At 37.1% G+C, this 25,555-nt stretch carries 26 protein-coding genes and 1 pseudogene; 20 read left to right on the top strand and 7 right to left on the bottom strand.

Going from position 1 to position 25,555, the window contains the following annotated elements:
- Positions 1 to 54 precede the first annotated feature (54 nt).
- From ACTQ5J_RS10355 to ACTQ5J_RS10345, 3 genes are all read right to left on the bottom strand, one after another.
- Positions 55 to 927 (bottom strand): carbohydrate ABC transporter permease, encoded by an 873-nt coding sequence (locus ACTQ5J_RS10355; RefSeq protein WP_441752740.1) that lies wholly within the window; start codon positions 925 to 927, stop codon positions 55 to 57.
- Positions 927 to 1,856 carry a carbohydrate ABC transporter permease gene (locus ACTQ5J_RS10350; RefSeq protein WP_441752738.1) on the bottom strand — a complete coding sequence of 310 codons (930 nt, stop codon included), beginning with the start codon at positions 1,854 to 1,856 and terminating at the stop codon, positions 927 to 929. The genes ACTQ5J_RS10355 and ACTQ5J_RS10350 overlap by 1 nt, the downstream gene beginning before the upstream one ends.
- Positions 1,857 to 1,932: 76 nt before the next feature.
- On the bottom strand, positions 1,933 to 3,216 hold the full coding sequence (locus tag ACTQ5J_RS10345) for an ABC transporter substrate-binding protein (RefSeq protein WP_441752736.1): 1,284 nt from the start codon (positions 3,214 to 3,216) through the stop codon (positions 1,933 to 1,935).
- Between the two features lie 386 nt (positions 3,217 to 3,602).
- Between ACTQ5J_RS10345 and ACTQ5J_RS10340 the strand changes: the two genes are divergently transcribed.
- From ACTQ5J_RS10340 to ACTQ5J_RS10285, 12 genes and pseudogenes are all read left to right on the top strand, one after another.
- On the top strand, positions 3,603 to 4,028 hold the full coding sequence (locus tag ACTQ5J_RS10340) for a MarR family winged helix-turn-helix transcriptional regulator (protein WP_441752734.1): 426 nt from the start codon (positions 3,603 to 3,605) through the stop codon (positions 4,026 to 4,028).
- A 77-nt stretch (positions 4,029 to 4,105) separates the two neighbouring features.
- Positions 4,106 to 5,065, top strand: a complete 960-nt coding sequence (locus tag ACTQ5J_RS10335; protein ID WP_441752733.1) for a VOC family protein — start codon at positions 4,106 to 4,108, stop codon at positions 5,063 to 5,065.
- A 57-nt stretch (positions 5,066 to 5,122) separates the two neighbouring features.
- Positions 5,123 to 6,016, top strand: a complete 894-nt coding sequence (locus ACTQ5J_RS10330) for a VOC family protein (protein WP_441752731.1) — start codon at positions 5,123 to 5,125, stop codon at positions 6,014 to 6,016.
- A gap of 25 nt (positions 6,017 to 6,041) precedes the next feature.
- Positions 6,042 to 6,656 carry a flavin reductase family protein gene (locus tag ACTQ5J_RS10325; protein ID WP_441752955.1) on the top strand — a complete coding sequence of 205 codons (615 nt, stop codon included), beginning with the start codon at positions 6,042 to 6,044 and terminating at the stop codon, positions 6,654 to 6,656.
- Between the two features lie 73 nt (positions 6,657 to 6,729).
- A pseudogene (locus ACTQ5J_RS10320) lies at positions 6,730 to 6,951 on the top strand (GNAT family N-acetyltransferase); the annotation flags it as partial.
- A gap of 24 nt (positions 6,952 to 6,975) precedes the next feature.
- Positions 6,976 to 7,572, top strand: coding sequence for an alpha/beta hydrolase (locus tag ACTQ5J_RS10315; protein WP_441752729.1), 597 nt, complete (start codon positions 6,976 to 6,978; stop codon positions 7,570 to 7,572).
- A gap of 131 nt (positions 7,573 to 7,703) precedes the next feature.
- Positions 7,704 to 8,225: a signal peptidase I gene (lepB, locus tag ACTQ5J_RS10310; RefSeq protein ID WP_441752727.1), complete on the top strand. Its 522-nt coding sequence runs from the start codon at positions 7,704 to 7,706 to the stop codon at positions 8,223 to 8,225.
- A gap of 102 nt (positions 8,226 to 8,327) precedes the next feature.
- Complete coding sequence (gene arcA / locus ACTQ5J_RS10305) at positions 8,328 to 9,527, top strand: arginine deiminase (RefSeq protein ID WP_441752725.1); 1,200 nt, start codon at positions 8,328 to 8,330, stop codon at positions 9,525 to 9,527.
- A 20-nt stretch (positions 9,528 to 9,547) separates the two neighbouring features.
- Positions 9,548 to 10,552 carry an ornithine carbamoyltransferase gene (gene argF / locus ACTQ5J_RS10300; protein ID WP_441752723.1) on the top strand — a complete coding sequence of 335 codons (1,005 nt, stop codon included), beginning with the start codon at positions 9,548 to 9,550 and terminating at the stop codon, positions 10,550 to 10,552.
- Between the two features lie 25 nt (positions 10,553 to 10,577).
- Complete coding sequence (locus ACTQ5J_RS10295) at positions 10,578 to 11,087, top strand: methylated-DNA--[protein]-cysteine S-methyltransferase (protein WP_441752721.1); 510 nt, start codon at positions 10,578 to 10,580, stop codon at positions 11,085 to 11,087.
- A 191-nt stretch (positions 11,088 to 11,278) separates the two neighbouring features.
- The gene (locus ACTQ5J_RS10290; RefSeq protein WP_441752719.1) at positions 11,279 to 12,061 is read left to right on the top strand and encodes a hypothetical protein; all 783 of its coding nucleotides are present in this window, start codon (positions 11,279 to 11,281) and stop codon (positions 12,059 to 12,061) included.
- Between the two features lie 63 nt (positions 12,062 to 12,124).
- Positions 12,125 to 13,270, top strand: coding sequence for an alpha/beta fold hydrolase (locus tag ACTQ5J_RS10285; RefSeq protein ID WP_441752717.1), 1,146 nt, complete (start codon positions 12,125 to 12,127; stop codon positions 13,268 to 13,270).
- A gap of 165 nt (positions 13,271 to 13,435) precedes the next feature.
- Here ACTQ5J_RS10285 and ACTQ5J_RS10280 read toward each other — a convergent pair whose 3' ends face one another.
- Complete coding sequence (locus ACTQ5J_RS10280) at positions 13,436 to 14,281, bottom strand: DegV family protein (protein ID WP_441752716.1); 846 nt, start codon at positions 14,279 to 14,281, stop codon at positions 13,436 to 13,438.
- Positions 14,282 to 15,174: 893 nt separating this feature from the next.
- Between ACTQ5J_RS10280 and ACTQ5J_RS10275 the strand changes: the two genes are divergently transcribed.
- The 5 genes from ACTQ5J_RS10275 to ACTQ5J_RS10255 all read left to right on the top strand — a co-directional run bounded on the left by ACTQ5J_RS10275 (position 15,175) and on the right by ACTQ5J_RS10255 (position 19,564).
- Positions 15,175 to 15,810 (top strand): hypothetical protein, encoded by a 636-nt coding sequence (locus ACTQ5J_RS10275; protein ID WP_441752714.1) that lies wholly within the window; start codon positions 15,175 to 15,177, stop codon positions 15,808 to 15,810.
- Positions 15,811 to 15,929: 119 nt separating this feature from the next.
- The gene (locus ACTQ5J_RS10270) at positions 15,930 to 17,354 is read left to right on the top strand and encodes a bifunctional metallophosphatase/5'-nucleotidase (RefSeq protein WP_441752712.1); all 1,425 of its coding nucleotides are present in this window, start codon (positions 15,930 to 15,932) and stop codon (positions 17,352 to 17,354) included.
- Positions 17,355 to 17,357: 3 nt separating this feature from the next.
- Positions 17,358 to 18,122 carry a YutD family protein gene (locus ACTQ5J_RS10265; RefSeq protein ID WP_441752710.1) on the top strand — a complete coding sequence of 255 codons (765 nt, stop codon included), beginning with the start codon at positions 17,358 to 17,360 and terminating at the stop codon, positions 18,120 to 18,122.
- 16 nt (positions 18,123 to 18,138) lie between these two features.
- Positions 18,139 to 18,909, top strand: a complete 771-nt coding sequence (locus ACTQ5J_RS10260) for a TIGR01457 family HAD-type hydrolase (RefSeq protein ID WP_441752708.1) — start codon at positions 18,139 to 18,141, stop codon at positions 18,907 to 18,909.
- Position 18,910: 1 nt separating this feature from the next.
- The gene (locus tag ACTQ5J_RS10255; protein ID WP_441752706.1) at positions 18,911 to 19,564 is read left to right on the top strand and encodes a TIGR01906 family membrane protein; all 654 of its coding nucleotides are present in this window, start codon (positions 18,911 to 18,913) and stop codon (positions 19,562 to 19,564) included.
- A 46-nt stretch (positions 19,565 to 19,610) separates the two neighbouring features.
- Here the strand turns inward: ACTQ5J_RS10255 and ACTQ5J_RS10250 are convergent, their stop codons facing one another.
- From ACTQ5J_RS10250 to ACTQ5J_RS10240, 3 genes are all read right to left on the bottom strand, one after another.
- The gene (locus ACTQ5J_RS10250; RefSeq protein ID WP_441752705.1) at positions 19,611 to 20,138 is read right to left on the bottom strand and encodes a phosphatidylglycerophosphatase A family protein; all 528 of its coding nucleotides are present in this window, start codon (positions 20,136 to 20,138) and stop codon (positions 19,611 to 19,613) included.
- A gap of 2 nt (positions 20,139 to 20,140) precedes the next feature.
- On the bottom strand, positions 20,141 to 21,154 hold the full coding sequence (locus ACTQ5J_RS10245) for an NAD(P)/FAD-dependent oxidoreductase (RefSeq protein ID WP_441752703.1): 1,014 nt from the start codon (positions 21,152 to 21,154) through the stop codon (positions 20,141 to 20,143).
- Between the two features lie 225 nt (positions 21,155 to 21,379).
- Positions 21,380 to 21,895: a divergent PAP2 family protein gene (locus ACTQ5J_RS10240; protein ID WP_441752701.1), complete on the bottom strand. Its 516-nt coding sequence runs from the start codon at positions 21,893 to 21,895 to the stop codon at positions 21,380 to 21,382.
- A 162-nt stretch (positions 21,896 to 22,057) separates the two neighbouring features.
- On the opposite strand from ACTQ5J_RS10240, the gene ACTQ5J_RS10235 reads away from it, so the two are divergent.
- Genes ACTQ5J_RS10235 through ACTQ5J_RS10225 form a run of 3 tightly spaced genes read left to right on the top strand, consistent with a single transcriptional unit; the run spans position 22,058 to position 24,468 of the window.
- Positions 22,058 to 22,642, top strand: coding sequence for a peptidylprolyl isomerase (locus tag ACTQ5J_RS10235; RefSeq protein WP_441752699.1), 585 nt, complete (start codon positions 22,058 to 22,060; stop codon positions 22,640 to 22,642).
- Positions 22,643 to 22,691: 49 nt separating this feature from the next.
- Positions 22,692 to 23,093, top strand: coding sequence for a CvfD/Ygs/GSP13 family RNA-binding post-transcriptional regulator (locus ACTQ5J_RS10230; protein ID WP_441752697.1), 402 nt, complete (start codon positions 22,692 to 22,694; stop codon positions 23,091 to 23,093).
- 31 nt (positions 23,094 to 23,124) lie between these two features.
- A complete protein-coding gene (locus tag ACTQ5J_RS10225) occupies positions 23,125 to 24,468 on the top strand; it encodes a glucose-6-phosphate isomerase (protein WP_441752695.1) in 1,344 nt (447 codons plus the stop codon).
- Positions 24,469 to 25,555: the final 1,087 nt, after the last annotated feature.

Genomic DNA, 25,555 nt, shown 5'->3' with positions numbered 1-25,555 from the left:
AAAGAAGGAAAGAGTTTATTCATCCGGTCACTTATTATTATGGATCATCAGACGCTATTTAATCGCGCCGTCAACCATACCTTTCATAATATGCTTTTGAGCAAAAATGAAGAGGATAATAACAGGCGCAATGACCATTAGAGAGGATGTTAAAATCATGTCCCATTGCTTAGTATACGAACCTGCGAAGTTGGCAACTGCGATTGGTAGTGTTTGAATATCATTTCCAACACCAAGTAATAGTAAAGGCAGTAAGTAATCATTCCAAATCCAAATTCCATTTAATATTAAGATTGTTACAGTAATTGGTTTTAATAATGGCAACACAACAAAGAAAAATGTTTGCATTTTATTTGCGCCATCAATTTCTGCTGCTTCTTCAATTTCAATTGGAACTGACTTGATAAAACCGTGAAACATAAAGACTGACATTCCCATACCGAAACCGGCATAAGCGAGGAAAACACCCCAATAGGATCGTAATAAGTTAAAATTGAACAGAGGTTGAGTGACATTTTCCTGTAAAAATCTAAACCATGAGATTAATGGATACATCACTACTTGGAATGGAATAACCATCGAAGCAACGAACATTAAAAAGATGATGGTAGACATTTTTGATTTACGCCTTACTAAACCCCATGCAGCCAAGGAAGCGACTAAGGTAATCACTAACAAAGATACGACCGTGATGATAATCGAGGAAATAAAACTTTGCGCATAATTGATGGAAGGATTATTCCAAATCGACACAATATTATCAATAAAAACGCTCCAATCTTGTGGTAACGTTAGTGGATTTAACAGGATTTCTCTTGAGGATTTTGCTGAGTTAATGATGATCAGGAAAAAAGGACTAATGAAAAGAATGAAGGCCAGAATGGCAACAACCTCTAGGACGAATAAGCCACGTTTTTTTGCTTTCATTACATTTCAACCTCCCGTCTTTTAGTTAAAGTAGTTTGAGTCAAACTAATGACCACTAATATCATGAAAAGAATAACGGCTCGAGCTTGACCACGCGCTAATTGGTTCTCAACAGAAGCGGTATTATAGATGTTCATCGTGATAAATTCAGTTCCTTTAATAGCTTGTCCTTGCCACATGATAGAAGGGCCACCACCCGTTAAAGAAACATTCACATCGAAAATTTTAAACGAGTTATTAATAGTTAAGAATAGTGAGACTGTAAATGATGACATAACCATTGGAATCGTGATATGAATTAATTTATGCCAACCATTAGCGCCATCTAATGAGGCAGATTCGTATAAAGATTCTGGAACGCTTTGGAGACCAGCGAAATAAATCATCATAATATAACCGGCATACTGCCAAGTATTCGTAATGACTAGAGCTGACATAGCTAAGTTTGGTTTACCTAAAAACAAATTAGTCATGAGCCATTCGCTACCAATCGTACTACCGACAGCTGGGAATACTTGATTATAGATAAATTGCCAGATATAACCGAGCACGAGCCCACCAATTAAGTTTGGTAGGAAGAAACCAGCACGATAAAAATTTCGACCTTTAATCGCACTAGATACCATTAATGCGAGTCCGAAGGAGACTAAATTAATAACAATAACATTGATAATAGCGAACACGATAGTGATCATTAATGAATATTGAAACCTTGTATCAGTAAAACTTTGAATATAATTAGCGAAGCCAACAAAGTTTGTGTTGGATTGTGTAATCCCCCCCCAATCGGTGAATGAATAATATACACCTAAGATAAAAGGGATCGCAATCACGAGTAAAAACACAAACACTGCCGGAGCAACTAAGAACGCGAAATTTCGTGTTTCACGAGTATTTCGATTGAATTTTTTAGGAGCTTTTGTTGCCATAAAATTCTTCCTCTCTAAAGGTAAAAAGCAGCTGAACTAGGTTGCCCAGTTAGCTGCTTTTCATTGACCGAGTTGCTTAGTTACCCAATAATTCAGGAACTTTAGCTATTTCAGTAGTCATTAACTCGATGAATTGAGCTTTATCAATATTTCCTTGAGCAAATTGTCCGTAGATTGGCCCTAAGTTATTCATACCAAAACCATCTGGCATGAAGTAAGTGTTGTCAAATGAGTAAACTGTTTTCTCTGCTGCAATCCATTCAGCTAAGAAACCTGATAATGGTGCAGAGGGTGTTTCTTCAGTAGAAGAGAATGGTGAAATCATATTTGCTTGATTAACCATGTAGTCTTGTCCTTCAGGAGTAGCAACCATATCTTCAAAGAATTTGTTGATTGAGTCTAAAGCGCCTGTATCTTTGTTAACTACGTAGTAAGAAGGAGCACCGATAAATAGACCATCTGCAGCTTCTTCACGTGATGTTTGGTAAGGAATGAAGCCCATTGCAAAGTCAGCTTCTAATTCTGCTAAGTTAGGGTCTTTCCAGTTACCTTGGTGTAAGAAGGCAGTTTGACCAGATGCAAATGCAATATCCATGTCATCTTGTGTTCCTACTGTTAACATTTGTGGGTCTGTGTAGTTGAATAATAATTCAACCCAGTCAGCATAGCCAGCCATACGATCAGCATCAGTTTCACCGGCAACAACTTGTTCAGTTACCGTACGGTCACCGTTAGCTAAGCCGTTACCTAAGAATGCGTTAAAGTCATGGTTCCCCATAATCCAAGTTTCACCTTCCATGGTAGCATTAGCTACTACAGAAGTTAAACCTAATTCATCTTTACGAGCATCTAAATCAGCAAAAGCTGCTTCTAAAGCTTCGAAAGAATTTAATGTTTCAGGATCAATGCCAGCTTCAGCTAATAAGTCAGCGTTATAAGCCAATCCATAGCCTTCAACAGAAACTGGGAAACCATAAACTTCGTCATTTTGAATGTATTCAAATTCAGTTTGATCTACCCAATCACCAGAAATTGGTTGTAACATATCAGCCCATAAGTCGTAACCACTTTGTCCTTCAATAACGAAAACATCTGGACCTTCACCAGCTGTAAAGTCTGCTTTCAATTGGTCACCTAATGAACAAGCACCTGAACATACTTTGATAGTAACATCGACACCATTTGCTTCGCCCCAAGTTGCAGCGTACGAAGTTAAGGCTTCTTGCGTTTCACTTTTATTTGAATAAAGAGTGAATGCATTGGCATCATCTGAAGCGGCTTGAACTGTAGACCCACCCATTGTTGCTAACAAACCTGCTGATAAAGCGACTTTCGTCAACTTACTAAACCATTTTGACATTAAAATTCCTCCTTAAAATGTTTTTACTACTTAACCATTTACAACTATATTATAACTTAACGATAGAATTATGCAATCGTTTTCGTAAATATTGTTACCGCTAACAAAATGTGGCTCGTTTAAGGATCATTAACATTTGAAGCGATATCATACTGAATGGCCGACTTTGACACTTTGGAAACTTTCAGGCTTTAAAAAAGACATAATTGGGTAAGTGATAATTCTCTTGATATTAGTTCAAAATCGAGATATAATTAGTTTGAATTCGAGAGAATAACATTTGGATTATCGAAAAAGATCGAAATGAGTTGACAATCGTTAAAATTCGAGATATAATCATTTCGAAATTGAGAGAAAAATAATTTTCTTGAAAGGGGGATATTAAGATGGATCGTACAAAAGAATCGTTAAATTTATTTATTGCTATTATGCGTACAAATAATGCTTTAAGTCAGATTGCTAGAGCAGATGCTTCGACAATTGGATTAAACGTAACAGAATTTGCCGTTTTAGAATTACTATACAATCGTGGCGAACAACCGATTCAAAGAATAGGCGAAAGAATTTTAATCGCAAGTAGTAGTACAACATATGTTGTCGATAAACTGTGTAATAAAGGTTTAATTGAAAGACGACCGGATTCGAAAGATCGACGTGTGACCTATGCAACTATCACTCCAGCAGGTAAAGAAGTGATGGATGGCCTTTTCCCGAAACATGCAGAACATATCGCTGATCGATTTGCGAGTTTATCAGATGAAGAACTAAGAGCGCTCCAAGCAACTCTAGCTAAAATTAGCCGTCACGGCTAATTTTAAGTTGAGTAAATACCTCGATTTCGAGACAAAGGCACTTATACTAAAAACTTAAATGAAAGTAGGAAAAAATAATGACACACAACTTAATTGGAATTCACCACGTCACAGCAATGACAAACGATGCCGAAAGAAATTACAAATTTATAACGGATGTATTAGGAATGCGACTGGTAAAGAAAACAGTCAACCAAGACGACATTCATACTTACCATACATTTTTTGCGGATGACTTTGGTTCACCTGGTACCGACTTAACATTTTTTGATTTTCCAAACAATCCACGTGGATTAAACGGGACCAACTCGATTAGTCGAATTGGTTTAAGAGTACCATCCGATGCGGCTTTAGACTATTACTTAAAACGCTTCGATGAGTTTGGTGTAAAACATGATGGCATCCAAGAATTATTTGGTAAGAAAGTACTGCCATTTGAGGAAGAAGATGGCCAAACTTATCAACTATTCTCAGATGAAAATGATGAGGGGGTTGAAGCAGGTCATGCTTGGAAGAATGGACCGATACCTGTTGAATATGCGATTCACGGCTTAGGACCTATTGAAATAACGGTAAGTTATTTCGATGATTTTAAAAATCTTATGGAAGTGATTTACGACATGAAAACGATCATTACTGAAAATGATGTGGTTGTTCTGGAACAAGGACTGGGTGGTAACGGGGGACAACTGATTTTACGTCGTGACGAAAATGGCCCTCAAAGTCAACAAGGTTATGGACAAGTTCACCATGTAGCCTTCCGTGTAGCAGATCGTGAAGCCATTAAAGTTTGGGAAGCGAAATATAATGAACTTGGTCTGAGACACTCAGGTTGGGTCGATCGCTTCTTCTTCGAAGCTCTTTATGTTCGTGTTGGACATATTCTAATTGAACTTTCGACAGATGGACCAGGCTTCATGGGTGACGAACCTTATGAGACATTAGGAGAAAGCTTATCTTTACCTCCATTCTTAGAAGGACAGCGTGAAGAAATTGAAGCAACGATCCGCCCATTTGATACAACTAGACCACATTAAAAACGACTTGAACTAAAAGTCGTCAATAGACTCGTTATATAGAAAGGAACATAGAGTATGGAAGCCATTAAAAGAATACATCATATTTCAGCAATCGTCGGTCATCCCCAAACAACCTTAGAGTTTTACAGAGATGTCTTAGGACTAAAATTTGTCAAACGAACCGTAAATTTTGATGATCCAGGGGTATATCATCTATACTTCGGAGACGACGATGCAAATCCAGGAACAATTATGACCTTTTTTAACTGGGTTAATGCACATGATGGACGTGTAGGAAGTGGTCAAGTGGGGCGAATTGCTTTTAGAATCCCGAAAGATTCGCTTGATGAGTGGCAAAGCCATTTAGAAAAACATGACACACATACACGATTGACTGGTTTATTTAATCAACCGACCCTTGAATTTACTGACCGTCATGGTCTTGCTTTAGCACTTATTGAAGGAGAAGAAACTGCAGAATCGACTAAAATTATTGGTTTCCACGGCTCCGTTTTATTATCTAGCCAGCCAGATCTAACAGCTAACACCTTAACGACTGATATGGGACTGGTTGAAGCAGGGACTACCGATTACTATTATCACTTTGAGACAATTGGTGAAGAAAGACACCATATTATTATTCCACGTGAAGCCTTGCGCGACGGACGTTGGGGAGTAGGGACAGTCCATCATATTGCATGGAGTGTTCCAGATAAAGAAAGTCATCGCCAATGGCAAGACAGGCTTGCTCGTGAAGGCTACGGAGTCACAGAAATAAAATCAAGACACTATTTTGATGCGATTTATTTAAAAGAAAAAGGAGACGTCGTCTTTGAATATGCGACAGATACCCCTGGCTTCTTCATTGATGAAACGAAAGAAGAAGCAGGCTCTAGTTTAATGTTGCCACCATGGTATGAAGCTCATCGAGCAACTTACGAAGCGGCTTTACCAGAATTACATGCTTAATTAAGTGTATAGAGGAGGAAGTAAACTGTTAAACTTTAAACCGGAACAACTAACTGCAAAAGAAAAGTATAAGATCATGGTTGGCTCAGTTATTCCACGTCCGATTGCTTTAGTATCCAGTCAGTCGAAAGAAGGCATTGTGAATATCGCACCATTCAGCTACTTTAACATCGTAACTTATCGACCGCCAATTGTTTCTGTTTCAGTTCAACGAGTTGAAGGGGAGATGAAGGATACTGCCAGGAATATTCTCATGAATCGTCAAGCGGTTGTTCATATAGTTAGTCAATCCAATGTAGAAGAAGCAAATAAAACCTCTGCAGCTTTAGGTCCAGAAGAAAGTGAGTTAGAATTAACAAACTTTACCCTGAAAAGTTCACAAATAATTGCTGTGCCAGGAATCAAAGAAGCAAAAGTTCGTTTCGAAACAGAATTATATGATCATGTGGTCATTGAAGAAGACGAGCAAGTGACTACGGATTTGTTATTATTAAAAGTAGTACATTATTCCTTAGATGAAACGGTTTATGATCCACAAACAGGCTATGTTGATGCTGACGTCTTAGCCCCTGTCAGTCGCTTAGCGGGTAATGATTATGCAGGTTTAGGAGAAGTATTTGAACTAATCCGACCTTCTTAAAAGGAGACGAAAAAATGACTAAACAAATTAAAAAAGGCCTAAATATGATTATGTCGGTAACGATGAAGAAAACACACGCGCTAAAATGTCCTTTGTACCGACAGGTCACTCGCAAATAATTGTTGATCATACGAGTGTTGGAGACGAATTTCGTGGACAAGGAGTTGGCGATCAATTATTGGATGCAGTCGTCGAATACGCTCGTGAAAATCAGTTGAAGGTGATTCCATTATGCCCATTCGTAAAAGCAAGAATGGCTAAGTTTCCAGACAAATATGGAGATGTCTTAGCCTAACTAACAGTAAGGAGGTAATTAATAATGGAGTATATTTACAAACCAGGTAAAGAAGGTCAACCAATCTTTATCACATTACATGGGACAGGTGGCGACGAGTATAACTTAATTCCTGTCGCTGAAGCATTGAACTCTGAATACGGTGTAATTGGTATTCGAGGAACAGTCAATGAAAATGGTATGAACCGGTACTTTAAACGTACGGCTGAAGGCATTTATGATTTAGCAGATCTAGAAGTCAGAGGCCAAGAATTATTAGCATTCATAGAAGAATTAGGTGAAAAATATAACTTCTCTATGGAAGACGTGATTTTATTAGGTTTTTCTAATGGCTCAAACATTGCGATTAACATGTTATTACGTAAAAATAACCTGTTTAAACAGGCGATGTTACTCGCGCCGATGTATCCAGTTGAACTTGATAAGGTTTATGACCTAAAGGATGTAAGAATCTTTCTTTCTATGGGAGAAAGTGATCCAATTGTTCCGCTTTTTGAAAGTCAACGTGTGATTGAGATTTTCAATGAGCGAAACGCTTCAATAGAAGGCATTTGGGTAAAAAGCCATGAAATCAATCCACACGTTATATCTGCAGGTAGACAATGGTTAGCGAATAAATAAACACACACTCTGCTTTCGAGCAGAGTGTTTTTTCGCGAATAAGACTAATTAATCTCTCATTTAATTCTAATTTTATGATAGAATATAATTGTTCTATGAATGAAACGCCTATAAAGTAAAAGAGCCTAGATATGCAAAAAATATTAAGAGTGTTAGACGAGTATAAACTAATGTTTGGCTTAATTCTATTCCTATTAATTGCGCGTCAATTCTTTTTCGCAAATTTTATTGTTGAAGGAGCCTCTATGGATTACACGCTTCAAGACCAAAATCGAGTAGTGGGTTTCCAACATTTTAACATTGAACGGTTCGATGTTGTGATTTTCAATGCACCAAATGAAGCAAAAGATTATGTCAAGCGTGTGATTGGAGTACCAGGTGATCAAATAAAATACGAAGGTGACCAACTTTATATCAATAATATTGCTTATGCTGAACCTTATTTGGAATTAAAGAAAGAAGAATACATCCATTCCTTCACTAATGACTTTGAAGTGAAAGAGATCATTCCTGAAGGGTATTATTTTGTATTAGGAGATAATCGCCGCAATTCAACAGATAGTCGAGAATTAGGTTTGATTGAAGAAGCAGACATTTATGCAGAATTATTTTTTAGTTACTGGCCCTTAGATCAAATGAGAGTTATTAGGTAGATTCTATTAGGTTTTTAAATTCTTATTGTTTTTACCCAGGAAATGACTATGATATGATGAATTTAATCAGCTTCATGCCGGTAAGTCAGAAAGGGTGTTTTGATGAAACAGTCACAGATAAATGTTAAGTCAGAAATAGGTAAATTAAAAAGTGTCATTTTATACCGTCCTGGTAAAGAATTAGAAAACTTAGTGCCGGACTATTTGGAAGAGTTATTGTTCGATGATATTCCATTTTTAGAAGATGCTCAAACAGAGCACGATCAGTTTGCGGCTATATTAAAAGAGAATGGTGTAGAGGTTTTATATTTGGATCAATTGGTCGTTGAAGCACTAGAAGCTGCCAATGCAACAGAAGCATTTGTTGATCAATGGCTAGAAGAAACGACCATTGAGGATAAAGAGACGCTTCATTTAATTCGTAATCATTTACTTTCTTTAAAAGACACACAAGCCATCGTTTCTAAAACGATTGAAGGCTATAAACGTGCTGAGATATTCCCAGAGGTTACCCCAACAGAGTGCTTTTCCTTTCTTGTAAATCCGATGCCTAATTTGTATTTCACACGCGATCCATTCGCAACAATGGCGCAAGGGGTGACAATTAATCGAATGTTTTCTGTCACGCGTAGGCGAGAAACTTTATATGGTGAAATGATTTTTCGTCATCATCCAACTTTCGGTAATCACCAGGTTCCTGTGTATTATGACCGAGCGAAGGAAGCAAGTATTGAAGGTGGAGACATACTTGTTTTATCAGAAACTGTCTTAGCAATTGGAGTCTCACAAAGAACGGAATTGAGTGCTATCCAACTCTTAGCGAATACACTATTTAAAGAGACGCAGTTTAGTAAAATCATTATTTTTGAAATTAGTGCCAAGCGTCAGTTTATGCATTTGGATACAGTCTTTACAATGTTGGATTATGATAAATTTGTGATTCATCCAGAAATAGAACGCGATATGAAATTATTTATCATTGAGGAAACACAGGGGGACGACGTTGAAGAAGTAACTAATAAAGGTGCGGCCGTTGTTTTAGCAGAAGCTTTAGGTGTTGAAAAAATAACGCTGATTCGAGGTGGTGGCGGAGACGAAGTGGTGGCAGCACGAGAACAGTGGAGTGATGGCTCAAATACTTTAGCGATTGCCCCAGGTGAAGTGGTCGTTTATCACCGAAATGTAGTCACCAATCAGAAACTGAGAGAAGCAGGAATTAAGTTACATGTTCTAAAAGGAAGTGAATTAGTAAGAGGTCGGGGCGGCCCCAGATGTATGAGTATGCCAATTTGGAGAGATTAAATTAAGAAAGTAGTGATCACGTGTTCCAAGGTCGAAATTTTATAAAAATTCAAGAATTTAGTCGTGAAGAAATAGAATACCTAATTGATTTTTCTATTCATTTAAAACGTCTAAAAAAAGAACGAATCCCTCATGAGTATTTAAAAGGACAGAATATTGCCTTATTATTCGATAAGACATCGACGCGGACACGCGCTTCTTTTGTCGTAGCGGCGAATGATTTAGGTGCAAAGGTTGAGTTTCTTGGACCTAATGATATTCAATTAGGCAAGAAAGAGACGGTTGAAGATACTGCCAAAGTATTTGGTAGTATGTTTGATGGGATAGAATATAGAGTATCTAGCCAGGAATTTATTGAAGCGATGGCAGAACACGCTGGCGTTCCAGTATGGAATGGGATGACGGACTTATGGCATCCCATGCAAATGTTGGCTGATTATATGACGATTAAAGAAGAGTTTGGAAAATTAGCTGGCTTAAAATTAGTTTATGTCGGAGATGGACGTAACAACGTTGCACGAAGCCTCTTAGTGACGGGAGCTTTACTAGGAGTCAATGTGTCGATTGCTGCACCGAGTTTACTGTTTCCAAATCAGGATGTGATAGATGAAGCTAAGCAACTTTCTCTTAATTCAGGTGCACATATTCAGATTACAGAAGATGTTAGTCTGGCAGTGGATCAAGCAGATATCATTTATACAGATGTCTGGGTGTCGATGGGGGAGGAAGAGCAATTTGAAGAACGAATTAATTTGTTGAAACCTTACCAAGTCACTCAAGCATTAATGGATTTAACAAACGACCAGGCAATCTTTATGCACTGTCTTCCAGCATTCCACAATAATGAGACAGTGATCTCTCAAATGGCTTTAAAAAAGTTTGGGATAGGCGAGATGGAGGTCACGGATGAAGTTTTCAAAGGGAAACACGCTAGACAATTTGCTCAAGCTGAGAACAGACTCCATACTGCTAAAGCCGTTATGGCAGCAACGAATGGGAATCTGTTTATGCCTTTATCTTTTTAAAAGCGTAGAAAGAAGATGAGTTAAAATGCAGAAAAAGCTATATGTCCACCGGAGTAAACACTACTCAATTCCTGTAGTTGTCAGTGATGAAGGCATCGTTTATATCGGATCTTTTGCGGAACCATTCGAGAAAGTGCAGGCATTACTAGAAAGTAAAATACGCTTTGAATGGATCGTTGACGCCAACAAAACGCAATATGCTGTTGATCAGTTAGAGGATTATTTAAGTGGAAAGCGAGAAACGTTTACTTGTCCCATAGATTTTCAATGGGGAACTAGCTTTCAACAAGCGGTTTGGAATCACTTGTTAACAATACCTTACGGCATGTCGACAAGTTATTCAGAAGTGGCTCAAGCTATTGGCCGCCGACAGGCTGTTCGAGCAGTCGGATCAGCTATTGGGAAAAATCCCCTATCGATTATAGTACCCTGTCACCGAGTATTGACTAAAGATGGACGCTTAGGTGGTTATAACGGGGGACTAGAGATGAAACGTACATTATTAGCAATAGAGAAAATGACGTTTAAACGATAAAGATAGACGGTACTTAGCATAAAAAGCTAAGTGCTGTTTTTATCTACAGCAAGCAATGGTCTTGTGGTGCGTAAGCAATAAGCTTTTATTTAGTTCATCTTTTTTTCATATGTATGTGTTAAAATAATAGAGAAGAATTTATCTGAAATTCATAGCTGAATCAGGATAAAATAAGTAAAAGGATTGGGTTTATGAAGCGTAAAGTACCGCTAAGTTTTTATTTTAAATTGACTTTTATCTTGCTAATATTAGGTGTTACCTATTTATATAATCGTCCACTGATTGATGCGACATTTGCAGATGAAAATTTATCAACTATTGAATCCGTGAATGTGATTTTACAAAGTGTCTTAGGAATGCAAGGGAATATAGAACTTGACCAACCTACTGGAACATCGTCTGAGATGATATCTTTTCCGGGCAACACACAACCACAGCGGATTTCTGACGAGGTGAAGGCACATCCAAATTATCAATTAGCCATAGAAAGAGCGCAGAGATTTAATCAAAATTTTAATGCCGAAGAAGTGAACGACTTTTTAACAAATAAGATTAACGAGTTTCGAATGGAGTATGGTTCAACTAATAGTTCGGTCGCAAGCTATCTTGCGGATGGCTCGCGAGCAAGAGCCTTAGAACTAGGCACTTATCACTATTTGTCTTCTAGTACAGTTGACGGCTTCTCCTTTTATAGTTTGTTTCCTGAGATTATCGAACCACAATATCGCTTGGGAGAAAATTTGTATGAATTATATATAGCCGCAGAAGATATTCATTTGGAAACTTGGGAAAATAGTGAGATTTTAGCTGATTATATATATGGAGTCTTTCAAGAGAGTTTAGAAACAGAGCTGTATCAAAATTATCATGGGATTTATGCATGGGTTCATGCTGAGCCAAGTGATTACCAAATGGAAAATGCGTCTTATGTTCGTCTTGTAGTTGTCTTATTATTAGATACTCAAATTGAGTAGAAAGCGATCACAGAATAAAGCATTGGTTCATACTATAGAGTTTTAATCAAAGGGGATTTTGACATGCCGAAAAAAACAGTTAAAACATTATCAAAAATTGCAAGCTTAGGACTTGCTAGTGCAGGCTTATATCACACTTACTATCAAAGAAAGTATCCATTAATAGTTGATGAACCAGATGAACACATTCTAAAAGTCACTAAAGATGAGGCTATGAGTAATGAATTGGCTCTGGATTGGGTAATGGAAGCCAACTATACAATTGAAATGAATGAGAAGGTAGTACCTTATTTATCAAAGCGAGTCCAAAAGGGAGAGCTAAAGCGTGGAGACTATACATTAGCGTATGACGCTTATGTTCTTGATGACGCGGTAGCGACGGTTACGATTGTTCATGGTTTTAATGAATATAAAGAAAAGTTTCAAGAAATTATTTATTACTTGTTACAAAGCAAGATCCAAGTGATAATTTATGATCAAAGAGGCCACGGTGCCTCTAAATTAACACCTCAACAGACGCAAATAGATTCTCAAAACTTCAATGAATATGTCCTAGATCTTAAAGCAGTCATTGATCAAGTTGCTCGCCCCATCTTACTCAAAGGGCAAAAGTTAATTATCTTCAGTCATTCAATGGGGGGAGCAGTCACCACATCTTACATTGAACAATATGCCAATGAAGTGGATGGAGCGATTCTTAATACGCCAATGTTTATGATTGATACAGGCAGGTATCCCCAGTCCTTTACGTATTTGTATACTAAACTGATGACAAAACTGGGCTATGGTCGTCATTATATCCCAACTACGGAAGCCTTTGAGCCAAGTCGTCATACAGTTTATAATGAAACACCAGAAGAAGCGATTTCTAATTCACAGATTCGTGAAGAATATTTTCATAAAGTGAATTTGACGAACCATACTTTACCAACGCAAGGGGGGAGTTTGAATTGGCTTAAGACAGCATTTGATACGACTCATGAGATTTTAAAACCAGATCGTTTAAATCAAGTAAACATACCTGTGTTGTTGATTCGAGCAGGAGAGGATAATGTAGTCCAAAAAGAGGGGATTTTTACTGCAGGTTATTATTTACCTAATGTTGAACGCGTTTTAATCCCAGAGAGCAAACACCAAACTTATTTAGATCACGACAACGCTTTGAAATCATACGTAAATAAATTAATCGGTTTTATCTATAGTGTATAAAAAACGAGGGCCTTATCAGGTCCTCGTTTTGGCTATTATATTGTTAAGCAACGAAGAGGCGTCAGTGTAAGGGCACGACATCTTTGATTGAAAATCGAAAACCTTCATAAGGGAAACTTGTTTTCCCCCAAAAAACTGGAGATAGGATCTCCAGTTGGTTAATGGCTATTTAGTGACGTAACCGATAATCAACCCTTTACGTTGGGCATAGAAACTACATAGACCACTCATGCCAATAACTGTAATATCTGCATTGGGGAAGCGCTCGAGAACAGAGGCTTTAAATGTCTCAGCGCCTTCTTCATTCATTGCGTGTGAGATTTCCATTGTGCCACCTTGATAGCCTTTAGAAATGATTTCATCAAAAAGGGTACGCATTGCGCGTTTAGTTCCTTTAGATTTATGGGCAAGTTCGATTTTACCTTCTTCCGTTCGGCGTCCAACTAAACGGATACCTAGTAAGCCAATCATTTGTCCAACAATCTTATTAACACGTCCATTTTTTACTAAGTTATCAACTGATTCTAGTAAGAAAGAGACGGTCGTATGTTCATGGTATGCTTTTAATTCTGCAACCATTTCATCAAAGGTGACGCCTTTATTGGCTAACTCAACTGCTTTGCGAATGAGCATATTAATCTCAGAACCAGCAGATAGTGAGTCAAAAACAAAAATATTAGCCTCGGGATGTTGTTCTAAAATTAAATCGCGTCCTAAAGACGCACTATTATAACTACCAGATAAGTTGGACGAAAGTGTAAAGGCGATTACATTTTCTGCGCCCTTATAAGTTTCAGCATAAGCATTTGGTGCAGGACAAGCACTAGAAGCGGCAGCCGACTCTCCCTCCATTGCATCCATTAAAGTTGAAATATCGATTTTTTCATCATCGACGTATACTTTATTTCCAATGTTTAACATTAAAGGAACAGACTCGAATGCTACGTCTTCGTTTAAGTTATCAATTTGTCTGAGATCAGAACCTGAATCAGTGACAATTTTCCATTTCATATATAGCACCTCAATTAAAATTTATTTATTTAAATACACATTAATCATGTATATCCTATGTACACTTCTATTATAACACATAATTTATAGCTAGAAAGCATTTGAACTTTGTGCATTTGCTGAGTAAAGGGATTGGAGTGCAGTAAATATCTTTGTTACACACTTAGTGCATAATGATTATTCTAATGTTTCTTTGTTTAATAGGGCAGCTAAATAGTCTATTTGGTCCAAATATTCGTGTTTGTTTTGCTTGTTTCTGTCACTATCTTGCGATGTGACTTAGTAAACTGTTAAGTATTCTTCAGTAGTAAGTAGGTTAATGCGAGCATTTTTGATTAGGTGTTCCTTCAATTGTGCTATTGAGATACCGGCAAAAGTGGGTAAAGTATTTATGACACAACATTCGACGCTAAACAGTTGTTTAGTAAATGCGTGTTCATGCAGGTCAATCAAGCGGACATTCAGTCTTTCTATCATTTGCTTAATGATCAGGCACTGTCAACGCCCACTTCTAGGGTTACCATCCAACCAGTAGGATCACCTGGGAGAAGTCTGTCAATACGTCAATACCATGACTTATCCAGCTGCGATTCGTTACGGATTTTAAGCCGATAGTTCGCATAAGTCAGGCAGTGATACCTAATTGGTTTAAAGGTTGGCTGATGTGGATAAACTCTTTCAATAGAGGGAGGCATAGTCAGCGGCTTTGTTAAATTATAAAAGTTAGTGAAAATAAAAATAACATGGTTTATATCGAATTCTAACCAATTATTAATTACAGTTGTGTTAAAGATGTGGAAAAGAGCGTGAAACGCTTGCGTAAAGCGGTTAAAACAGAGTAGAATAAAGGTGTGAATATAAAAAGCAAGTTATATAGAGAAAGGGTGGAGTAAATGTTCCTAGGAAATCTACATCAATCAAATGTAATTATTTTACTCAGATTATTCTTCGGTGCAGTGGGTGTCGGCTTTGCTTTTATTAGTGAGACTCAATATGCGCTAGTGTCGTTGATTATAGCGGCAATTATTGGTATTTTTACTTACCGATTGGGAGCAACTTTTGAAAGAGATGAAGCACAAGTTTCTTTCGCATTAGAATTAGACGTTTTAGCAGATATGGTTGTATATGGTCTATTGCCATCAGCTTTACTTGTACAATTAACCTTTCAATCAGTAGCGGGCGTTTTCATTATGGCTCTTTACTTATTAGCAGTTGCCATTCGTTTAGCACATTTCAATCGTTCTGAAAGATTTCTAGGGGAATTACCAGAAAACGCTTATAAAGGTTTACCTCTACAAGTTGCCGCTATTGCTTTACCTTTAGTCTCTTTATTAGGTTATGTGATGGAGTTGCAGATTTTCCAATATATTTGGGCAATCGTTTTCATCGGTTTAGGTGCAGGTTTTGTAATCACGTATCCAATTCCTAAAATTCCGAACAAATATATCTTGCCTCTAGCTGGCGTTGGGATTTTAGTTATTATTTTATTAATCGTTCTTGGAAGTTTAATTCCAGCACCAACAGCTTAATCGACATGAATTACCTGGGCTCTATTCACAAATGTGAGTAGGGCCCAATTTGATTTTTCAATGTTAGTGAATTGCCTGGAAATTCTGATATAATAAACTTATAGAAAGGGGCGAATGTGATGAAACTTAATATTCTTCATACGAATGATCTACATGGGCACTTAGAAAATTGGCCTATCATCCGTGAGTATCTTAAACTTCAACAAGCCTATTTCACTCAAAAACATGAGCCCTTTTTATTGGTCGATATTGGTGATGCTTTAGATACCGTTCATCCAATGGTTGAAGCGAGTCAAGGTATGGTCATGGTCGATTTATTTAATGAGGCGGCTTATGATGTTGTAACGATAGGTAATAACGAGGGCTTAAACTTTACAAATAATCAATTAGACTATTTATACTCTCATGCAGAATTTGAAGTAACGCTTGCGAACTTATTGGACAGTCGAACTTATGACTACCCTCGTTGGGCTAGTCCATTAATCTATCGTGAAATCGAAGGACATCGAATCGCGTTTATAGGCTTGACGGCACCTTATGCAACTTATACGCTGAATCAATATGATTTAGTAGATCCGTTTGATGCCTTGGAACAACAATTAAGAAATATTCAACGGTCGAATCAGGCAGTTGACTTAATTATTGTCTTATCTCATTTGGGCTTAAAGGATGATCGCCTATTAGCTCAAAAATTCCCCCAGCTTGATTTGATTATTGGGGGTCATACTCATCATGTGTTACATGAGGGTGAAGAAGTTCATCATTCGACCTTAGCTGCCGCTGGTAAATATGGACATTATGTCGGACATATTGAGTTAGAACTGCTCCCAAATAATCGACAAGCAATGTGGGAAAAGAGCAAGCGGCGCTGGAAAATTGAGTGTCGTGTGACATCTATCGAGCAATTGAGAGACTTAACCGAAATCCCTATTTCGGATAGTTTTGAAGCACAAGGGCGACAGTTTTTACAAAAACAACCAATCGCACATTTACCACATTATATGACTGCAGGACAGACGCAAGGGACTCATTCTTTTATCCAACTCGCACTCGATGCTATTTGTGATTCAACGAATACAAGCATTGGCGTGTTGAGTTCGGGTCTGTTTTTATCAGATTTACCTGCTGGCCTTGTGACAGAGAATGACTTGCATGAAGCTTTACCACATTCTATGCATTTGCTTGTGATGACATTTTCTGGCGAGCATTTGCTTGAACTAATAGATGAACTATTGAGTCAAGAGGATGACTTACGATACCGTTTAATTAGTGGGATGGGTTTTCGTGGGAAAATCTTTGGCGAATTTGTCTTGAAAGGCTTAACTTATCAAGAAGAATCCCGTCAGTGGTATGCTGGCGAAGAAGCACTCGATAAACGCCAGACCTACCGTGTGGCGGCAGTTGATCATTACTGGTTCCTTCCATTTTTCCCTACAATTGCGAGTTATGGTTCACCTCAATTATTATTCCCAGAATTTCTTCGTCATGTTGTAGGGGATTATATACGAAAAAAATATCCATTAACAGATACAAGAAAGGACTAAAAGATGTCTAAACAAATAGAAAATAGTATGTCTGGTCAACTTGAAGCAATCTTAACAGACATTGCCAATGAGACAACAGAAATAACAAAAGACATACATCAAATTGATGATGATCATATTCAAATTAAAAATCAAAGCTACCAAATCGTGACTAACTATCGCGAAGGCTTTAAAATTGATGCCTTTGAACAACGTTACCAAGATTTTTTTGATAAGTTTGATTTTATCGTGGGTGATTGGGGCTATGAGCAGTTACGCCTAAGAGGTTTTTACCAAGTGAATCAGAGAAAAGTGCCACGTGACCAAACCATTAATTTTTTAGATGATTATTTAAAAGAGTACTGTAATTTTGGCTGTCAGTATTTTGTGATTGCGAAAGATTCAGCACTTGAAAAATATCAACAATATGTATCACGAACTAAAACGAATACAGTCCCTCTAGCAGATGTTGCAAGTTCAAATGAGCCAATTGTTGCGACAAAAGCGCCTTCTTTTAATCAGAAGAATCGTCGACGAAAACGTCAGCAGAGAGGACGTAATGCATCGATGCCACAAACGACAGAGATAAAAGAGGAATTTCAAATTCGAAATCAAGTGAACCAATCTGCTCGTAAAGCATTGCCTACTAAAGTAGGAAACAATGTAATCAAAGCAACTGAAGCTAAACCGACGACTGAAAAGACGAAGCAGACTAAAGGGCAGTCGCAAACAGTCAATAAAAAAGCCTTCGTTATTAAGAAGAAAGCAAATCCCAAAGTGGAGAACTAAATTTAGGAGTGAGCGATTGAAGCAATATAAGGGGTATTTAATTGATTTAGATGGGACGTTATATTACGGGACAAGACGAATTCCGTCAGCGGAACAGTTTATCCGTGAATTGAAGAAACGGGACCAAGCATTCCTGTTTTTAACAAACAATGCGACTCGAACAACCCAAGAAATCGTTGAAAACTTACGTGAAAATTATGAGCTGCCAATTGGTTCAGAAAATGTCTACACTTCGACACAAGCTCTTATCGCCTATATGAAGGAGAATTGTTTAGGGAAAGTAGTGCATGTTGTAGGAGAACTGGCGTTACATCAACAAGTGGAAGAAGCGGGCTTTCAATTAACGCTTGATACAAAAGCTGATGTGGTTGTTCAAGGTTTAAATCGTCAAGCAACTTATGAAGAGCTTGCTTTAGCAGCGACGGCAATTCGTGATGGAGCCGAATTTTTGGTGACTAACGCGGATCAAACAATACCAACTGAAAAAGGGATTATGCCAAGTTCAGGCGCTTTAACAGCATTCTTAGAAGTAGCCTCTGGCAAAAAGGGGTTAGTAATGGGCAAGCCGAACGCTCTAATCGTTAAAGCAGCTTTAGAAGAATTAAACTTAAAGACAACAGACGTTTTATTGATTGGCGATAAATATGAAACAGATATCTTGGCTGGTATTAATGCAGGGGTGGATACCTTATTGGTATTGACGGGGGTGACCCGTCGAGACGATGTCCCAAGTTTACCAATACAGCCTACCTATGTATTAGAAAATTTATCTGAGTGGGTGTTTTAGTATGATTATTTTTTATACGAAGCAATTTTTAGCCACGCTAAGTTTTATTCTCACAGCGTTAGCGATGGCAGTAACTGGAGTAGTATTTGCATCTCCTCTAGTTTACCGATTAGCAATTGAAGGCTTTGATTTAACAACGATATCTGGCCTAACGAGCGAACAATTAATGGATAACTATCATACACTGTTAGGCTATTTGACGAATCCAGCAGTTGAGACACTAGAGATGAAGTATTTCAGTAGTTCTGAAGGTGGTTTGTTTCACTTTGAAGAAGTGAAATTTCTTTTTCTAATGTGCTTTGTACTAGCAGTGATTGGCTTATTGGTGTCTATCGCTACTATTTTCTGGCTACATAAAACCAAGCAACAAGCATGGATGGAACGCTGGTTCTTATTAGCGGTTAGCTTCCCATTAATTTTACTTTTCTTTATTGTGATTGCCTTTGACAAAGTGTTCATTTTATTCCATGAGTTATTATTTCGAAATGATTTATGGCTATTTAGTCCGGTAACAGACCCAGTAATCACTGTCTTACCTGAAGGGCTCTTTATGTTATTCTTCGTCATAGCCATTTTATTATATGAACTAATTATTTATGTTTTCAGAGTGTTTGCTCTATATGAAAACAAACCCAAAAGACGACAAAAAAGGTAGAGACACATAATGTGCTCCACCTTTTTTTGTTAAATATTTAAAATAATTACTTTTCAGTGCTTAGATCTTCGACCTGAGGCTGTGAGTGTGCAATTCGACTAGCAGCTGCAGCAGCTAAGGCACCCACTATGTCATCGATAAATGTGTTACAATTATTGCTTTTCTCATCGTTTAACTTGCCAATAATCCCTGGTTTCAATTTGTCGACATAACCAAAGTTAGTCAGTCCGATTGATCCATAGACATTAACAATACTAAGGCAAAGAATTTCATCAATACCATATAAACCTTCATCACGAAGTAATAAATCGCTCAAGACAGGAGACAAATGTCCATCTTCAGCCGCAATATCTAATTCAATCCCTGTAATTACAGCGTTTTGGACTTCACGTTTATCCAAAACTTTATTGATATTGTGAACGCAAAATTCATGTGTTAAATCATCAACGTAAACTTTCTGTAATTCAAAGACAATATCAGCGATATCGGTAATTTCAACGCCTCGCTTGTTTAAAAGTGAGACAGCATGCTCGCGTAAAATATTCTTTTTCAGTAATTTTTCATTTGGACTCATAATCATTCTCCTTCGAATAGGCTTGTACTGTGAATCGACGGTGTAACATTTTCTGGATCAATATATAGCAACGCATTATTGACTGCTTGTGGCGCTTCGCCAAAACCAGAGGCAATAATTTTTACTTTCCCAACATAATCAGCAATATCACCGATCGCATAAATTCCTGGAATATTTGTTTCAAGTTGTTGATTGACTTTAATTGCATTGCGTTCAGTATCCAAACCCCAAGTCTTTATTTTGCCAATTGAAGTTGAGAAACCATAATTGACAATGAAATCATCAACGTCTAAAGCGAGTACATTATCTGTACGACTCTCGTTTAGTATAACCTTGTCAATTATTTGACCCTCACCTTGTAATTCCAATGGAACATAAGGCGTCAAAATTTCGACAGAGGAGCTTTTTAAGAGCGACACACTATGTTCGAGGGCACGAAATTTATTTCTGCGATGGACGATGTAAACTTTCTTAGCGATAGGCTCTAAAGTAAGTGCCCAATCGACAGCTGAATCACCACCGCCACAAATCGCCACCACACGATCACGAAACTTTTCTAAATTATTAACATAATAATGTAAATTACCGTTTTCAAACTGAGTGGCGTTATCCACATTTAATTTACGAGGTTGGAAAGCGCCATTACCTGCCGCAATAATAATCGAACGCGAGAAATGCTTACCTATGGATGTTTCAATTTCAAAATAGGGCACATCAATTTCAGGTTCAAATCTTACGACACTTAAGGCCTCTTCTCCCAAGCAAAAGGTCGTATCGAAACGCTCCAATTGTTCAATTAGATTATTGGTTAATGCTTCGCCTGTAATGGCAGGGTAAGCAGGAATATCATAAATATATTTTTCAGAGTAAAGGTGTGCAGGCTGTCCACCTAGATTTTCTAAACTATCAATGACCTTAACCTTAGCTTGGCGCATACCCGCATAAAAAGCTGCGAATAAACCGACAGGGCCACCACCGATAATTGTGATATCATACATATTTTCATTAGGATTCAAGGAATCACTCTTTCTATCAATTATTACAAAATCCTTCTGCCTTGATTATAGCAACATTTCTGTTGGCTGCAAATCAAGAAGTGTTTTAAGAAAGGTGGCTCCATTTATAGATGAAAGAAATCACTCTTAAAAAAATACAGAAAGGACGATTGAAAAGCAAAATTGAAAAAAATAAAAACCTACTGAAAAACCGCAGTAGGTTACTATAGATAAGGTATACAAAGTTTAAGCAAACAGCATACGACAAACAAAAGCTACGACACCACCAGTCATAATACCACCAATGACTTCCGTTGGTTTATGTCCAAGGTATTTTTTGATGATCATGTGTTCGTAATCTTCTATATGGTATTGATTCAAAACAGGGTTATCCTCATTCGTATTGAAATATGAAGAGTCGTTCATTTCAACTAGCTGACCAGTTTCTGCTAAATGACGACGGATTAGTATATCGAGAACAATTCCTTGTTCTCCACTTTGGCGACGTACACCCATTGAATCAAACATAATAATGACCCCGAAAATTGTCGCAATGGCTACATGAGGGGAAGAGAAACCATATTCAAAAATAAGTGCTGTGATTAAGCTGGTTACAGCAGCCGAATGAGAACTCGGCATACCACCAGTGGAAGTCACAATATCAATTTTTGCACCTTTTTTATTAAAAAAAAGAGAAATGGGATATTTGATTAGTTGGGTGAAGAAGATTGCTATTAAAGCAGTTAATAATGGTAAGTTCATCTAGAATCATTATCCTTTTTCATAGATTTTATTTATTAAATTAATCATATCAAAAATAAAGGGCGATAACTATTAAAATCTTTTAACATTTAGTGTAAACTACTAATGAGTGTTTATTTTTGAATGAACCCATTAAATTAGAGAATAGGAGCATACAACAAAATGGAACAATTTCCGCAATTAAATTTATCGAGTGTTGAAAGAAAAGTCGTATTACATACTAATAAAGGGGACATTGAGTTAGTCTTGTTTGAAGACTTAGTCCCTAAAACAGTAGCAAACTTCGTTGGACTTGCAAAACAAGGATACTACGATGGAATTATTTTCCACCGTATTATTAAAGACTTTATGATTCAAGGTGGCGATCCGACAGGTTCAGGTATGGGTGGCGAAAGCATTTATGGTGAATCTTTTGAAGATGAATTTACTCCAAACTTATTCAACCTATACGGAGCATTATCAATGGCCAATGCTGGACCTAACACAAATGGAAGTCAATTCTTTATTGTTACGGCACCAAATGTACCAGCACAAATGTTAAGCCAATTAAAAGGAGCTGGTTTTCCAGAGCCTATTATTGAAGCTTATTCCGAAAAAGGCGGCACCCCTTGGTTAGACCAAAAACATACTGTCTTTGGCCACGTGTTAAATGGAATGAACATTGTTGAAGCAATCCAAAACAGTGAAACAGGCTTCATGGATAAACCCAAAGAAGATATTATAATCGAAAGTATTACCGTTAAGTAATTCCAGCGATAAATAGTAGCACTACAAGGACATCAAAGGAGTATCAATAATGACTACAAAATTTAAAATTGGCGACATTATTGAAGGCGAAGTAACAGGAATACAAAATTATGGCGTTTTTATAAGTTTATCAGAAAACGAACAAGGTCTGATTCACATTTCAGAATGCCGTCACGGCTATATGACGGAAATTGATGGATTTGTCAAAATTGGCCAAAAACTTAAAGTAATGATTATCGATATCGATGAATTCACTAATAAAATAAGTTTGTCAATGCGTGTTCTGCAAAAATTAAATATACCGCCGTATCCTGCGCGTTCAAAAAGACGCCGCAAGCGTTACGCACCTAACATCGGATTTAGTAGCCTAGCCAAAAAGATGCCGCAATGGATTGACGAAGCTCTTAAAGAGATAGAGCAAGATGATTTTACTGATAAAGTTAGAGTTTAATTATAATAGAAGTTATTAAGGAGTGGGAAAAATGGAAAAATTGACATTTGATTATTCAAAAGCAACACCATTTTATCGTGAACATGAATTAACACAATTAGCACCTTACATTGAACTAGCGCACAAGCAATTACATGACAAAACTGGTGCGGGTAGTGATTATACTGATTGGGTAGACTTACCAGAAAATTATGATAAAGAAGAATTTGCAGCTATTAAAGCAGCTTCAGAAAAGATTCGTCAAGATTCAGAAGTTTTAGTTGTTATTGGAATTGGTGGATCGTATCTAGGTGCGCGTGCAGCAATTGAATTTTTAAACAACTCTTTCTATAACATCCATAAAGGTCAAAAAGGAAACCCACAAGTTTTCTTTGCTGGAAACAGTATCAGTTCGACTTATTTAAATGATTTAGTTGAATTAATTGGCGATCGTGATTTCTCAGTGAATATGATTTCTAAATCCGGAACAACTACAGAACCAGCGATTGCATTCAGAGTCTTTAAAGAAAAACTCATTGCAAAGTATGGTCACGAAGAAGCTGTAAAACGTATTTATGCTACTACAGATAAAGCTCGTGGTGCATTAAAAGGCGAAGCAGACGCTGAAGGTTACGAATCATTCGTTATTCCAGATGGTGTTGGTGGAAGATTTACAGTCTTAACAGCGGTAGGCTTATTACCAATTGCTGTAGCCGGAGGCGACATTGATAAATTAATGGAAGGTGCTGCTTTTGCCATGAATAATTATAGTTCATCAAAAGTAGAGGAAAACGAAGCCTATCAATATGCTGCTTTACGTACTATGTTATATCGTAAAGGGCGAGATGTCGAAATTCTTGCAAACTATGAACCAGCACTTCAGTATTTCGGGGAGTGGTGGAAACAATTATTTGGTGAATCAGAAGGTAAAGATAGCAAAGGGATTTTCCCAGCGAGCGCTAACTTCTCGACTGATTTACATTCAATTGGACAAAGTATTCAAGACGGGACTCGTAATTTGTTTGAAACAGTGATAAATGTAGAGAAATCTCGCCATGAACTTTCTATTCCTTCTATGAAAGAAGATTTGGACGGCTTACAGTACTTAGAAGGGGAGACTATTGAATTCGTCAATAAAAAAGCATTCCAAGGGACTTTATTAGCACATACGGATGGAAATGTACCAAACTTATTAGTTAACATCCCAGCGCTAGATGAGCATTCTCTAGGACAATTAATCTACTTCTTTGAAAAAGCAGTGACAATTTCTGGTTACTTAAACGGAGTAAATCCATTTGATCAACCAGGTGTAGAAGATTACAAACGCAACATGTTTGCTTTATTAGGTAAACCAGGATTTGAAGAGTTAGCAGCAGAATTAAACGAACGCTTATAAAGCTATGGATAAGAGTCGGAATTTCCGACTCTTTTTTTATTTATCAAAAACTGTTTAATCTCCAATAAAGTAGTAGATGTTAAAAAAATGCGCATGTTCTTGGTAGTGTGGATTTTTTGATTGCATCAATTTCAAAGAGATAGGCGAACTTAATCTAGTGCAGTCAATCAATATCAATAGAGTGGAAATAAATAGATGACACTCACTTAAGTTTAAAGAATTCATTAAACTGATAGTTAATGAAGAAAAAACCTTGCCTTGTTAACGCTTACATGGTATTATAAATATGCAGGAGAGGTAGAATACTTCTTCGTGTAGTAGTGAAAATACTAAGTAGTACTGACGGATATATATATAAGTAGTAAGTTAGATTTAGAATGTCACGCTTTGAAATTTCAAATGATTTACTTTCTAATGAAAAGGAAAGCAAAAACATGTAATAGAAATGAACAGACAGATTTGAATTAACAAATGAAAAACTCCGTAGCATTACAGTAATAAAATCAGTACTACTATATGAACGTATTTTCACGGAAGTTAAATAGATGAGACAGAGTGAAGGTTCGGGTAATATTGACTATTTGAGTCACACAATTGATCGTCTATTTAATCGGAGGGAGTCTCTGAAATTCAGAGGCTCTCTTTTATTGATTTCTATTTCAAAAACATATTTAAACAAAATTGAAATAAAGGTTGACATGAAATAGAGACTCGTGTTATATTATTCCTTGTCGTCACGAGGGCATAGAAAAACAAAGCCCACTACGACAAGAAAAGAATTAAATAAAATTAAAAAAATCACTTGACATAATTATTAAGTAAATGTTAAGATTAAGACCTTGTTGAGGAAGCATTTCAACAAGCAAACAAAAAATATGAAACATTAAGACGAAAACATTTTTTAAAAAGTGTTGACAACTTAAAACAACTCATGTTATTATATAAAAGTTGTCACAGCGAAACAAAACATTCGCAACTGACACAAAGCTCATTGAAAACTAAACAAAGATAAACACCAAGATGTGTAAGAGTTTATTGGCTACGGCTGATAAACACAACCGAATAAATTTCGAGACACTGGATGACC

Source organism: Fundicoccus sp. Sow4_F4, from assembly GCF_052116145.1.
Classification (GTDB): Bacteria; Bacillota; Bacilli; order Lactobacillales; family Aerococcaceae; genus Fundicoccus.
The sequence above is the reverse complement of the archived record's forward strand: the minus strand, read 5'-3'. Positions and strand labels throughout refer to the sequence as shown.